Source organism: Kitasatospora sp. NPDC001547, assembly GCF_042894165.1.
Lineage (GTDB): Bacteria > Actinomycetota > Actinomycetes > Streptomycetales > Streptomycetaceae > Kitasatospora.
Genome location: NZ_JBIAVL010000002.1, coordinates 118477 through 132792, shown reverse-complemented (window position 1 = coordinate 132792; position 14316 = coordinate 118477). Strand labels below are relative to the sequence as shown.

General features: G+C 76.9%; 3 protein-coding genes. All 3 read right to left on the bottom strand.

The annotated features are described in order from the left end of the window. Window positions 1–36 precede the first annotated feature (36 nt). The 3 genes from ACFY0X_RS03315 to ACFY0X_RS03305 all read right to left on the bottom strand — a co-directional run bounded on the left by ACFY0X_RS03315 (window position 37) and on the right by ACFY0X_RS03305 (window position 14267). Window positions 37–9852, bottom strand: coding sequence for a type I polyketide synthase (locus tag ACFY0X_RS03315; protein ID WP_387748266.1), 9816 nt, complete (start codon window positions 9850–9852; stop codon window positions 37–39). 594 nt (window positions 9853–10446) lie between these two features. Continuing rightward, a complete protein-coding gene (locus tag ACFY0X_RS03310; protein WP_387748264.1) occupies window positions 10447–13092 on the bottom strand; it encodes a ComEC/Rec2 family competence protein in 2646 nt (881 codons plus the stop codon). Between the two features lie 119 nt (window positions 13093–13211). Continuing rightward, on the bottom strand, window positions 13212–14267 hold the full coding sequence (locus ACFY0X_RS03305; RefSeq protein ID WP_387748262.1) for a helix-hairpin-helix domain-containing protein: 1056 nt from the start codon (window positions 14265–14267) through the stop codon (window positions 13212–13214). Window positions 14268–14316 lie beyond the last annotated feature (49 nt).

The following is a 14316-nucleotide window of genomic DNA, read 5'->3' as shown; positions in this document are numbered from 1 at the left end:
GGGGTGCGGTGGGCTCGCGGCGGGGTGGGGCGGGGGTCAGATGAGTTCGCGGTCGATGAAGTCGAGGAGTTCCTCGGCGGTCGCGGCCTCGACGAGCGCCGCCACGTCCTCGTCGAGGTCCCCGGCGGACGGCTGCTCGGGGGTGGACGGGCTTCCCTGGACGGACGGCGCTCCCTGGACGGGCGCGGTGTCCTCGACGGGTCCGGCGGCCTCGACGGATCCGGCGGCCTCGACGGGCGGCACGAGCCCGTCGTCCAGGACGGCGACCAGCTCGGGCAGCGTCGGCGCCTCGAACAGCAGGGTGAGCGGGAGCTTGAGCCCCGTCGCCGCGCCCAGGCGGTTGCGGAACTCGACCGAGGTGAGCGAGTCGAAGCCGAGCTCGCCGAACGGCCGGTCGTCCGGGATCGCCTCGGGCCGGGAGCCCAGGACGGCGGCCATGTGGGTCCGGATCAGATCGGCCAGCACGTCGGCGCGTTCACTGGCCGTCCGGCCGCTCAGCTCCTCGCGCAACGGCCGGTTCCGCCGCCGGCCGGGGCCGTTCCCGGCCTTCCCCGCCCCGGCGGCCGCCACCACCTCGCGCAGGACCGGCGGGAGGTCCGGCCCGAGGTCGCGCAGGACGTCCCGGTCGAGCCGGGCGGGCACCAGGACGGCGTGCGGCGACGGCAGCGCCGCGTCCAGCAGGGCCAGGCCGTGCTCGGGGGCGATCTCCACCAGTCCGGCCCGGGCGAACCGGGCACGGTCGGCGTCACCGAGGGCGCCCAGCATGCCGTCCTGGTCGCCCCACAGGCCCCAGGCCAGCGCGAGGGCGGGCAGGCCCTGCGCCCGGCGGTGCCGGGCGAGCGCGTCGAGGAAGGCGTTGGCGGCGGTGTAGCCGCCCTGGCCGGCGCCGCCGAGCGTCCCCATCACCGAGGAGACCAGGACGAAGGCGGTGAGCGGGTGGCCGGCGGTCAGCTCGTGCAGGTGCCAGGCGCCGTCGGCCTTGACCCGCATCACCCGGTCGATCTGCGCGGGGGTGAGCGAGGTGACCGGCGCGTCGTCGACCACGCCGGCCGCGTGGATCACGGCGGTCAGCGGGTGCCCGCCGGGGACGGCCGCGATCATCGCGGCGACGGCGGCCCGGTCCGCGACGTCCACGGCCGCGAACGCCACCTCGGCGCCGAGCCCGGTCAGTTCGGCCGCCAGCTCGGCCGCTCCCGGCGCGTCGCCGCCGCGGCGGCCGGCCAGCAGGAGCCGTCGGGCGCCGTGCCCGGTGACCAGGTGCCGCGCCAGCGCCCGGCCGATGGCGCCGGTCCCGCCGGTGATCAGCACGGTTCCGTCCGGGTCGAGGACCGGCGGGACGGTGAGTACCACCTTGCCGACGTGACTGCCCTGGCGCAGCAGCCCGAGGGCCTCGGGCGCCCGCCGGACGTCCAGGTCGGTGACGGCGGGCCAGCCGAACGCGCCCCGGGCGAACAGCTCGACCGTCCGGCCCAGCAGGCGGGCGAGGTGCTCGGGCGGCAGCTCCAGCAGGTTGAACGCCCGGTAGTGCACGCCGGGGTGCGCGGCAGCCACCTCGGCGGGGTCGCGCTGGTCGGTCCGGCCCAGTTCGACCAGGAGTCCGCCGGGGCGCAGCAGCCGCAGCGACTCGTCGACGAGCTCGCCGGTCAGCGAGTTCAGGACGAGCGCCATGCGGCGGCCGTCCGCGGCGAGGCGGGCGCCGAAACGGGCGCCGAAGCCCGGCTCGCGGGAGGACGCGAGGTGGTCGTCGTCCAGGCCGAGGGCGCGCAGCGCCGGCCACTTGGCGGGGCTGGCGGTCGCGAAGACCTCCGCGCCCAGGTGCCGGGCCAGCTGGACGGCCGCCAGGCCGACGCCGCCCGCACCGGCGTGGATCAGCACCGGGTCCCCCGCGCCCACACCGCCCAGTTCGACCAGGGCGTGCAGGGCGGTCAGGTGGGCGACCGGCACGGCGGCGGCCCGGGTGAAGGACCAGTCGTCCGGGATCCTGACCAGGGTGCGGTGGTCGGCCTGGGCCACCGTGCCGAACGCGGCGGGGAACAGGCCCATCACGCGGTCGCCGACGGCCAGGCCGGTCACCCCGGGGCCGGTGGCGGTGACCACGCCCGCGCCCTCCAGGCCGAGCGGGCCGGGGTCGCCGGGGTGCATGTCGAGCACGCCCAGGACGTCGTGGAAGTTGAGCCCGGCGGCGCGGACCGCGATCCGGACCCGGCCGGGGCCGGGTCCGGCGGCGGCCTCGGGGCAGGGGCGCAGCTCCAGGCCGCTGAGGGTGCCGCGCTCGGGGATGTCCAGGTGCCAGGCCGCCGCGTCCTGCGGGGGCCGCAGGGCGGGGTCGCCCGCGGCGGAGACCAGCCGGGGCACCAGGACGGCGCCGTCGCGGACGGCCAGCTGGTTCTCGTCCGGGGTCAGTGCGGCGGCCGGGACCGCCGGGGTGCGCTGCGGGGTGCGCTGCGGGTTTCCCGTCGGGTCGGTCTTCGGGTCGGCCTTCGGGTCGGCCTTCGGGTGGGCCTCCGGGGAGGTGGTGCCGGGGGCCAGGTCGACCAGGGCGAACCGGCCCGGGTGCTCGACCTGGGCGGTCCGCACCAGGCCCCAGACCGCCGCCTGGGCGAGGTCCCGGACGGTCTCGCCGGGCCGGACGGCGACCGCGCCCCGGGTGACCAGCACCAGGCGGGCGCCGGCGAGCCGGTCCTCGGCGAGCCAGCGGCCGAGCAGGTCACGGGTGCGGTGGACGGCGGTCCTGGCCGCCGCCGCCGGGTCGGGGCGGGCCTCGTCGTCTTCGGGTCCTCCGGCCGCCCCGGCCTCTCCGGTGGGGCAGGTCACGGCGGTGGGTCCGGCCGGGTCGACGGTGTCGAGGTCGAGGGTGTCCCAGGGGACGACCGGCACCTGACCGTCCGTCGGTCCGGGCGCCGGTCCGGAGGCCGATCCGGGCAGTGGTCCGGGCGTCGGCTCGGGCAGCGGTTCCCAGCCGAGGGCGAACAGCGAGTCGCGCGCGGCGGCCGCCGGGTCGGCCGGGCGGCCCGTCGCGACCGGACGCAGCTCCAGCGACTCGACCCGGCCCACCGGCTCCCCGGCGGCGTCGAGCAGGGTCAGCGGGAGGCCGCCGTCCACGGCGGGCCCGGCGTGCACCCGCAGGGACGTACGGCTGCCGGGCGTACCGGTGGTACCGGCCGTGCCGTGTGAACCGCTCAGACCGTTCGTACCGCTCAGACCGTTCATACCGTTCGTCAGGGACACTCCGCGCCAGCGCAGCGGCTGGACGGCCCGCCCCTCGTGGTCCGCGGCGGCGGCGATCAGGCCGTGCAGGGACGCGTCGAGCAGGGCGGGGTGCAGCCGGTAGGCCCCGGCGTCGGCGGCCGCCGGCTCGGGCAGGACGGCCTCGGCGTACTGCTCACCGCCGTCGCGCCGCCAGGCGGCCCGCAGGCCCTGGAAGGCCGGCCCGTGCTGGTGGCCGCGCAGGGTGAGGTCCTCGTACATCCGGGCCAGCGGCACCGGCGTCGCACCGGCCGGCGGCCACGCGGCGGGGGCCGGGACCGTGCCCGGAGCCGGAGCCGGAGCCGAGGCGGACGCGGACGCGGACGCGAGAGCCGATGCCGGAGCTCGGTCGGTGCCCAGGGTGCCGGTGGCGTGCTCGATCCACTCCCCGCCGGTCGCCCGGCCCGAGATCCGGCAGGTCCGCAGCCCGTCGCCGTCCGCACCCGACACCCGTACGCGCAGGTCGACGGAGCCGTCCGCGGGCAGCTCCATCGGTGTGCCGACGGTCAGTTCCTCGATCCGCGGCGTCCCGGCCTTGGCGCCCGCGTGCAGGGCCAGTTCCAGGAACGCGGTGCCCGGCACGACGACCGTCCCGGCGAGGGCGTGGTCGGCCAGCCAGGGGTGGCTGCGGGCCGACAGCCGTCCGGTGAACACCGTTTCGCCGTCGCCGAGTTCGACGGCCGCGCCGAGCAGCGGGTGGTCGGCCGGGGCCTGGCCGAGGCCGGCCGTACCGGACGGTCCGGCCGCGCCGGTGAGCCAGTAGCGGCGGCCCTGGAACGGGTAGGTGGGCAGGTCGACGGGGCCGGCGGCCGTCCCGGTCAGCCGCTCCCAGGCGACGGGCAGGCCGCGGACGTGGGCCTCGGCGACGGAGGTGAGGAAGCGGCGCAGGCCCCCGTCGTCGCGGCGCAGCGAGCCGATCACGATCCCGTCGGCGCCGGCCTCCTCCAGGATCTGGCCGATGCTGCCGCTCAGCACCGGGTGCGGGCCGACCTCGACGAAAGTGGTGTGCCCGGAGGCGACCAGTGCCTCGACCGCCTCCTCGAAGCGCACGGTGTGCCGCAGGTTCCGGTACCAGTAGGAGGCGTCGAGCCCGGCGCCGTCCTGCCAGTCGGCGGTGACCGAGGACATCAGCGCGATCCCGCCGGTGCGCGGCGTCAACGGCGCCATCCCGGCCAGGAGCTTCTCCCGGATCGGCTCGACCGCCGGGCAGTGCGAGGCGTAGGCCGCCGGAATCACCCGGGCGTTGACGCCCTCGGCCCGGTACCCCTCGACCAGGGCGGTGATCGCGTCCGGGGCGCCGGCCACGGCGGTGGTGGCCGGCCCGTTGACCGCGGCGATGCTCAGCGCACCGCTCACCGCCCCGGTCAGCGTGCCCAGGCGTTCGCGCACCCGCGCCGCCGGCAGCGGTACGACGGCCATCATCCCCCGGCCCATCAGGTCGACGGCCAGGGCGCTGCGCAGCGCGATGGCGCGGGCGCCGTCCTCCAGGGAGAGCGCCCCGGCCACGACGGCGGCGGCGATCTCGCCCTGGGAGTGGCCCACCACGGCGTCCGGGACCACCCCGGCCTCCCGCCACAGCTCGGCCAGCGACACCATCACCGCCCACAGCGCGGGCTGGACGACGTCGATCCGGTCGAGCAGCGGCGCGCCGGCCAGGACGTCGGTCAGCGACCAGTCGACGTACGGGTCGAGCGCCCGCTCGCACTCGGCCAGGCGGGCCGCGAACACCGGGCTCTCGGCGGCGAGTCGCGCCGCCATCCCGCGCCACTGGCCGCCCTGCCCGGGGAAGACCAGCACGGTCCGGCCCGGCTCGCCGGCCCGGCCGGTGACCAGGCCGGGGGCCTCCTCGGCGCGGGCCAGCGCGGCCAGGGCCCGCTCGGCCTCCGACCGGTCGGCGGCGACCACCACGGCGCGCTCGTCCAGGGCGGCCCGGGCGGTCAGGGCCGGCGCCGCGGCCACCGGGTCGAGCCGCCCGGACACCAGCCGCCGGGCCTGCTCGCGCAGGGCGTCCGCGGTCCGGGCCGACAGGACGACCGGCACCACGGCCGGCCGCACCGGCTCGTCCACGGCCTCCGCGCCGGGCTCGGCCGGCGGCTGGGACAGGATCACGTGGGCGTTGGTGCCGCTGATCCCGAACGAGGAGACGCCGCCGCGCCGCGGCTCACCGGTCTCCGGCCAGGGCCGGGCCCGGTCGAGCAGGGCCACCGAGCCCGCCGTCCAGTCCACGTGCGGGGACGGCTCGTCGACGTGCAGGGTGGCGGGCAGCGTGGACTTCCGGATCGCCTGGACCATCTTGATCACGCCGCCGACGCCCGCCGCGGCCTGGGCGTGCCCGATGTTGGACTTGAGGGACCCGAGCCACAGCGGCCGCTCCCGGTCCCGCCCGTACGCGGCCAGCAGGGCGTTGGCCTCGATCGGGTCGCCGAGGGCGGTGCCGGTCCCGTGCGCCTCCACGGCGTCGACCTGGCGGGGTACGAGCCCGGCGTCGGCGAGGGCGTCCTCGATCACGCGCTGCTGGGCGACGCCGCTGGGCGCGGACAGCCCGTTGGAGGCGCCGTCGGAGTTGACGGCGCTGCCGGCCACGACCGCCAGCACCGGATGGCCGTGCCGGCGGGCGTCCGAGAGCCGCTCGACCACGACCATGCCCGCGCCCTCGCCCCAGCCGGTGCCGTCGGCCCGGGCGGAGAAGGCCTTGCAGCGGCCGTCGGCGGCCAGCACCCGCTGACGGGACAGCTCCACGAACATGCCGGGGGTCGCCATGACGGTGACCCCGCCGGCCAGGGCGAGCGAGCACTCGCCGGCCCGCACCGCCCGTACCGCCTGGTGCAGGGCGACCAGCGACGCCGAGCACGCGGTGTCCACGGTCAGCGCGGGCCCGTTCAGGCCGAGGACGTAGGCGATCCGACCGGAGACCACGCTCACGCTGGTGCCGGTCAGCAGGTGCCCGGCGACCCCGTGCCCGGCCGTCTCCATGCTCGGCCCGTAGCCGGAGTGCATCGCCCCGGCGAACACGCCGGTCCGGCTGCCCTTCAGCGTCATGGGGTCGATCCCGGCGCGCTCCAGCGCCTCCCAGCCGACCTCCAGCAGGAGCCGCTGCTGCGGGTCCATCGCGAGGGCCTCGCGCGGGCTGATCCCGAAGAACTCCGCGTCGAAGTCCGGCACGTCCCGGACGAAGCCGCCCCGGCGGACGTAGGAGGTGCCGACCCGGTCCGGGTCCGGGTGGTGGAGCGCCGCCAGGTCCCAGCCGCGGTCGTCGGGGAAGTCGCCGATGGCGTCGGTGCCGGCGTCGACCAGGTCCCACAGGTCCTCGGGCGAGCGCACCCCGCCGGGGAAGCGGCAGGCCATGCCGACGATGACCACGGGGTCGTCGGCCTCGGCGGCGGCGCGTTCCGGCACGGCCACCGCCGGGGCGGCGGCGGTGGCCGCGAGCCCGGCCACCGCGGCGGCCAGCGCGGCCGGGCTCGGGTGGTCGTACAGGACGGTGCTCTCCAGGTTCAGCCCCGTCGCGGCCGCCAGCCGGTCGCGCAGTTCGAGCGTCATGGCCGAGTCCAGGCCCATCTCGCGGAACGTCCTCCCGGGCCGGACGTCGGCGGCCGAGCCGGCGCCCAGCACGACGGCGGTCAGGCTCCGGACCAGTTCCAGGGCCGACCGTCCGTCGGGGGGCGGGGTCTTCCCGGCGGGCTGTCCGGTGCTCTGTCCGATCGGCTGCTCGGCCGACTCTCCCGCCGTCTGCCCGGCCGTCTGCCCGGCCGTCCGCTGGACCGGCTGCTGGGCCGACTGCTCGACCGGCTGTCCGGTCGCCGGCCCGGTGGCCCGCTCGGCCGCCTGCTCGGACTCGGTGAGCCCGGCCCCGGTCATCCCGGTCGGCCAGCAGGAGCGGCGCTGGAACGGGTAGGTCGGCAGGTCGGCGAGCGGTGCCGAGTCGGGCAGCAGCGCCGACCAGTCCACCCCGACACCGCGGGCGAAGGCCTCGGCCACCGCCGTGAGAAACCGGCGGCGGCCGCCGTGGCCGCGCCGGAGCGTGCCCAGCGCGGCGCCCTCCCCGCCGCGCAGGTCGATCGCCTGCCGGACGCCCATCGCCAGCACCGGGTGCGGGCTGATCTCCAGGAAGGTCGAGTGGCCCGCGTTCAGCAGGCGCTCGACGGCCGGCCCGAACCGCACCGGTTCGCGCAGGTTGCGGAACCAGTACCCGGGGTCCAGCTCGGCGGTGTCGATCGGTTCGGCGGTGACGGTCGAGTGGAACGGCACGCCGGTGGAGCGGGGGGCGATCCCGGCGAAGGCGGCGAGCAGGTCCTCCCGCAGCCCCTCGACGGCCGCGCTGTGCGAGGCGTAGTCGATCGCGAGCCGCCGGGTGCGCACCTGCTGCCCGTAGTGGGCGGCCAGCGCGTCCAGCGCGGCCGTCGGCCCGGCGACCACCGTGTACGCGGGCCCGTTGACCGCCGCGATCGACAGCCCGGAGCCGCCTGCCGTCGCCGGGGCGCCCGCCGTGAGGCCGACCGTCGCGAGATCCCTCTCCACCCGTTCGACCGGCAGCTCCACCGACAGCAGGCCGCCGTCGCCCGCGATCCGGTTCAGCACCCGGCTGCGCAGGGCCACGATCCGCGCACCGTCCCGCAGCGACAGGGCGCCCACGGCGGTGGCGGCGGCGATCTCGCCCTGCGAGTGGCCCACCACGGCGGCGGGCTCCACCCCGGCCGAGCGCCACAGCGCGGCCAGCGACACCATCACCGCCCACAGCGCGGGCTGGATCACCTCGTCGCCCTCCAGCGCCGGCGCGCCGGGGGCGCCGCGCAGCACGTCGGCCAACGACCAGTCCACGTACGGGCGCAGGGCCTCCGCGCACTCGTCGATCCGCTCGGCGAAGAATGGGGAGGTCTCGATCAGCTCCGCCGCCATGCCCGTCCACTGCGAGCCCTGGCCGGGGAAGACGAAGACCGGCCGGACCGCCGCTCCCTCGTGCCGGCCCTCCACCACGGCCGCCGACGGCTGCCCGGCCGACCGGGCCGCCAGTTCGGCGAGGAAGCCGTCCCGGTCGTCCGCGACGACGACGCAGCGGTGCTCGAACGCGGTGCGGGTCACGGCCAGCGACCGGGCCACCGAGGCCGCCCCGAGCTCCGGGCGCGCCGCCACATGGGCGCGCAGCCGGTCGGCCTGGTCGCGCAGCGCGGCCTCGTCACGCCCGGACAGGACCCAGGGCAGTGCCCCGGCCTCCTCCTGCTCGTCGACGGCCCCAACATCCGGCCAATCTGAAAGGATCACATGGCAGTTGGTCCCGCCGATCCCGAACGAGCTCACTCCCGCCACCAGTCGCCCGCCCGACTCCAGCGGCTTCCCTCCCGCCTCCGCCGCTTGCTCGCTCGGCTCCGCCGGTTGCTCGCTCGGCTCCGCCGGTCGTCCATCCGCCTCCGGCGGAGCGGGCCAGGGGCGGGTCTCGGTGTTGACCCGCAGCCGCAGCTCGTCCAGCGGGACCCGCTCGCCGGGCCCGACGTGGTTCAGGCTGGGGACGAGCTCGCGCTCGCCGAGGCACAGGATGGTCTTGATGAACCCGGCGATCCCGGCCGCGCCCTCCAGATGACCGATGTTCGTCTTCACCGACCCGACCAGCAGCGGGAGTTCGGCCGGACGGGCCGAGCCCAGCGCGGCGCCGAGCGCGGCGGCCTCGACCGGGTCGCCGGCCCGCGTCCCCGAGCCGTGCAGCTCGACGTACTGGACCTCGCCCGGCTCGACGCCCGCGTCGGCGCAGGCCGCGAGGACCACCCGTTCCTGCGACGCGCGGCCCGGGGTGGGCAGCGTCTCGGTCGCACCGTCGTTGTTCAGCGCGCTGCCGCGGATGACGGCGTGGATGCGGTCGCCGTCCCGGACGGCGGCCTCCAGGAGCTTGAGAACCACCACCCCGCCGCCCTCGCCCCGGACGTAGCCGTTGGCGCGGGCGTCGAAGGTGAAGCAGCGCCCGTCCGGCGACAGCGTTCCGGCCCGCTCCAGTGCCAGGGTGCTCTCCGGCGCGAGGATCAGGCTCACCCCGCCGGCCAGGGCCAGCTCGGACTCGCCGCTGCGCAGGCTCGCGCACGCCAGGTGCACGGCGGCCAGCGAGGACGACTGGCCGGTGTCCACCACCAGGCTCGGGCCGTTCAGGCCCAGCGTGTAGGAGATCCGGTTGGCGGTCACCCCGCGCTGCAGCCCGGTCAGCGTGTGCCCGGTCACCGCCTCGGGGCCCATCCCGTGCAGCAGCGTCGCGTAGTCGTCCGCGATCACCCCCAGGAAGACGCCCGTCCGGCTGCCCGCCAGATCGCCCGGCAGGGTCCGGGCGTCCTCCAGCGCCTCCCAGGCCAGTTCCAGGGCCAGCCGCTGCTGCGGGTCCATCGCCACGGCCTCGCGGCGCGATACGCCGAAGAACTCGGTGTCGAACCCGTCCACCCGGTCCAGGAACCCGCCGCGCACCGGCCCCCGGCCACCCCGCCGCTCGGACACCGCGTCACCGCCGCCGTGCAGCAGCCGCCAGAACGCCGCCGGCCCGTCCGCCTGCGGAAAGCGGCAGCCGATCCCGACCACCGCGACCGCGTGCGGCGGAAGAGTACCCGCGCCACGACAACCAGCACTGTCCACCATCGATGCACCCCGCAGTGAATCCAGAGAAAGGCCCCGACAAACCGCCGAACGGCCCACCCGGGGCCGCTCCTGAAATTCCTTCGGTTTCCGCGAACCGGCATGCCGAACTCCCCGAACGGCGACTCCGGTCACGAGAAAACACCGGCCCCCACCTGGGCACCGGCACCCGCCCCACGAGGATGCCCCCGGGCCGAACACCACCGGAAGCCGTCCCGGGGGTTCATGATCGTGCGTTGCTGAACCCCGAAGGGGCCCACACATCCCCGACATACCGGGCACGGCCACCCTCCGGCCCGCGGACCGTCCGCCCGAAACCCCGGCCGCCGCCTGGCCAGGAGGTGAGGCTTTTCTGTGGCGCGCTCCGGGCCTGCCCGGAGCGCGCCACAACTGCCTTGCGGCTACTTGCGATTCCTGCGGCGCCTCGCTGCGGGGTGCCCTTTGTCCCCGGGCTTGCGTTCTTTTCACCGGCGCGCTCCGGGCTGAGCCCGGAGCGCGCCGGAACGTTTCTGCCAGCTTTGCGCCGCACCTCCTCCCACAACCCCCTTCACCCTTCCCATGCCCCACCTGGTTAATGGGAGGAGGCGAGCGCGGGGGTTACGCGGGCGGGGCTCGCGGGGCGGAGGACGTCCGCTCGGGGTGGGCGTGGGCTACGGAGGCGTGGGCGCCGGACCCTCCGGGCCCGCCGTGGCTACGGGGGCGGTGGGCACTGTGCGCGGGCTGGGGGTGGACGGCCACGCCCAGGGTGGCCGGGGAATCACCCGTCACCGCGATGTCTCCCTCCCGGTCGGTGCGCAGCACGGTGGCGCCGAGCGCGCGCAGGTGGTCGACCGTCCTCGGGGACGGGTGGCCGTACGCGTTGCCCTCTCCGCAGGAGATCAGGGCCAGTCGGGGCCGCAGGACGCCGGCCAGGTCCCAGTCCTGGTGGGCCGATCCGTGGTGCGCCACCTTCACGACGTCCGCCCTCCCGACCCGGCCCAACAGGGCCGACTGGGCCTGCGGTTCGAGATCTCCGAGCAGTGCCATCCGTAGTCCTCCTGTCAGTGACACCATCAATGCGACGCTTGCGTTGTTCGGCCCCGGCGCCTCGGCAGTCGCGCCGGGGACGGGCCACACCACGTCCCAGGCCAACTCCGCGCCGGCCGAGCGCCGTTCGCCCCGACCGGCTCTCAGCAGCGGGAGGCCGGCACCTGCCGCCCAGCCCGCCACCCGGGCCGCCTCGCCGGGTGGGTCGTCCAGCGTGGTGCCTTCGACCGCGCCGACCCTGCGGCCCCGCAGCACCCCCGGCACGCCCTCGACGTGGTCGGCGTGGAAGTGCGTCAGCAGCAGTAAGGGGACCGTCGTGATGCCGAGGTCGCGCAGGCACCTGTCCGCGGCGTTCGGATCCGGGCCGGTGTCGATCACCACCGCACTGCCCGGCGTCCCCGTCGCGAGGGCCAGCATGTCGCCCTGCCCGACGTCGCACATCACCAGCCGCCACCCCGGCGGCGGCCAGCCGGTGGCGATCCGGGTGAGCTGCGGCGGGCGCAGCAGCACGGCCAGCAGGACCGCCGTCAGCGCTCCGGCCGCCAGGGCTCGCACCCAGCGCCGGCGAGCGGGCGCCGGGCTCCCCGGCGCCGGCCGTCGGGGCAGCAGGAGTGGTGCCGCCCAGCAGGCTCCCAGGACGGCCAGTGCGACTGTCACCGTCCCGAACCACCCTCCCGGCCAGGACAGTTGGCCGCCCGGCAGTTCGGCGCCGCGGCGCGCCACCAGGGCGAGCCAGCCGACCGGCACCCCGGCCGGTTCCGCGAGCAGACGGGCCAGGACCGGGAGGAGCGGCTGCAGGACGAGAACTCCGAATCCGAGCAGCGTCGCCGGGGCCACCGCCAGCTCGGCCAGCAGGTTGCAGGGGATGCCGACCAGGCTGATGTGCCCGGACAGCACCACCGTCACCGGCGCGCACAGCGCCTGAGCGGCCGCCGTCGCCGCGAGCGCGCCCGCCAGGTGGTGGGGCCAGCGGCGGGCCCGCAGGGCCTCGGCCCAGTGCGGTCCGAGGATCAGCAGCCCGGCGGTGGCGAGCACCGAGAGCAGGAAGCCGAACGAGCGCGCCAGGAACGGGTCCAGCAGGACCAGGACCAGGACCGCCCCGGCGAGCGCGGGCACCGCCCGGCGGGGACGGCCGGTGGCCAGGGCCAGCATGCCGATCAGCCCTGTCCCGGCCGCCCGCAGCACGCTGGGTTCGGGCCGGCAGACGGTGACGAAGGCCAGCGTCAGCGCCGTGCCGAACAGGGCGCCGGTGCGCAGCGACAGCCCCAGCACCGCGGCCAGCCCGCGCCGCTCCGGAGTGCCGGCCTGCCCGGGCGCGCCCAGCAGCGCGCCGAGGAGGATCGCCAGGTTGGCCCCGCTGACCGCCACCAGGTGGACCAGGTCGGTGGCCCGGAAGGCGTCTTCGAGGTCGTCGGGCAGCCGCGAGGTGTCGCCGACGACCAGCCCCGGGAGCAGCCCGCGCGAGTCCGCCGGCAGTCCGTCGGTGGCCGAGCGCAGGCCTTCGCGCAACCGGCCGGCGATCCGCTGCGGCAGGCTCGGCGGCGCCAGCTGCCGGAGCGGCCCGTGGACGACCAGCAGCGCGGCGGACTCGGTGTCGTGGCCCTCCCCCGCCGGCTGCACCTCGGCCTCCACCGCCAGCCGCTGGGACGGGAGCAGTCGTTGCCAGGGCCCGCCCTCCGCACCGCGGACCATGACGGTCACCGGCGTGCGCGTGCGGGTGGTCGGCCCGGCCGGGACCAGGGTGACGCGGTCGGCCACCGCGTCGACGGTGAGGAGCGTCTGCCCGCCCGTGGGGCCGCCCCGGGAGGTGTGGGTCTTCGGGTCCCCCGCGACGGTCAGCTCCACCTCCACCACCGGGGACGGCGCCCGCGGCTCGGCGGCCACGGACGCACGGGCGAGTTCCGGCAGCGGCCCCCGGTGGAGGTCGGCGGTGTGCAGCGGGGTGGCGATCGCGGCCGCCGCGCCGGTGAGCAGGACTGCGGCCAGCGTCGCCGTGGGCCCGCGCCGGCGCAGCACCCCCGGCTTGGTGAGCAGCAGGACGCCCGTGAGCACGGCAAGGCCCGCCGCGGCGAGGACGAGGGCCTCGTACCCCGGCTCCAGGCGCAGCAGCGCCGCCGTGACCGCCCACGCCGAGACGGCCGGCAGCAACAGCCGGAAGTCGGCTCCCGGAGAGCGGGGTGCAGCGGCCGGACCCACCGGCGCGGCGGCGACGGACATGGGGGCACCTCCCTTCGGTGGCCGGGGAAACGGACGGAGAGACGGACGGGGAAACGGGCGGGGAAGCGGACAGGGAACGCAGGAGAGGGGACCGGGCAGAGCCGACGGGCGTCGCGGCGTCAGAGCGTGAGCAGCGGACGGAGTTCCGCGTACGTGCGGGCGCCGATGCCGCTGACCTGCCGGAGCTGGTCGAGGGTGCGGAAGGAGCCGTGCGAGGCGCGGTAGGCGAGGATGCGCTGGGCGAGGGTGGGGCCGACGCCGGGGAGGGTGTCGAGCTGTTCGAGCGTGGCGCGGTTGAGGCTGACGGGCGGTCGGGGCGCGGCGGGGCCCGGAGGTCCGCTCCCGCTCCCGCTTCCGCTTCCGACGCCCTGGGCGGGCACGGGCGTCTGTTCGCCGACCAGGATCTGCTCGCCGTCCACCAGGACGCGGGCCAGGTTGAGGTTCCTGGTGTCCGTATCCGGCAGTGGACCGCCTGCCGCCCGTAGGGCGTCGGCGACCCGGGAGCCGGCGGGCAGGGTGTGCAGGCCGGGGACGTGGACCCGCCCTCCGATGTCCACCACGACGCCCGCCACGGCACCGCCGGCGGCCTCGGCAGCGGTGCCGGGTCCGGCTCTGGAGTCGACGGCAGCGGCGTCGGCGGGGACGGACGGTTCGGCCCCCGACGGTGCCGCGACCGCCGCCAGCGCGGGCACGGCGACCGTCTGCGGCCGGGCCAGCCAGAAGTGCTGCACGGCGTAGCCGACCGCGAACAGCAGCAGGATGGCCAGCCCGGCCACCGCACGCCGGTCGAGCGCCAGCGCCGAGGCGTACGAGGGAAACGGGGAGAACGGGGAGAACCGCGGGCGCGCCCCCGCCTCCGCCGGGTCCGCCGCAACATCCGCATCCGACGGCACCGGCACGCCAACCGCCGACGGCGACGGCGACGGCGACGGCGACAGCGACAGCGATGGCTGCAGCGACGGAGGCCCGGTGGCAGCCACCGCCCGCTCCCCCGCCGCCGGCGGGGCCGCCCCCGGTGAACCGCCACCCGCACCACCGGCCGAACCACCGGCCGAACCACCGCCCGAGCCGCCCTCCGGCTCGTCCCCCGCCGCCGGCAGCAGCGCGGCCATCCGCAGCCGTACCGTCTCGTTGATCGCATGGCGCTTCGCCGCGCCCAGGCCCAAGGTCGTCATGCCGAGGACGGTAGGAGTCCTCCGGCGAGCGCGCGGAGAATAACCAAAC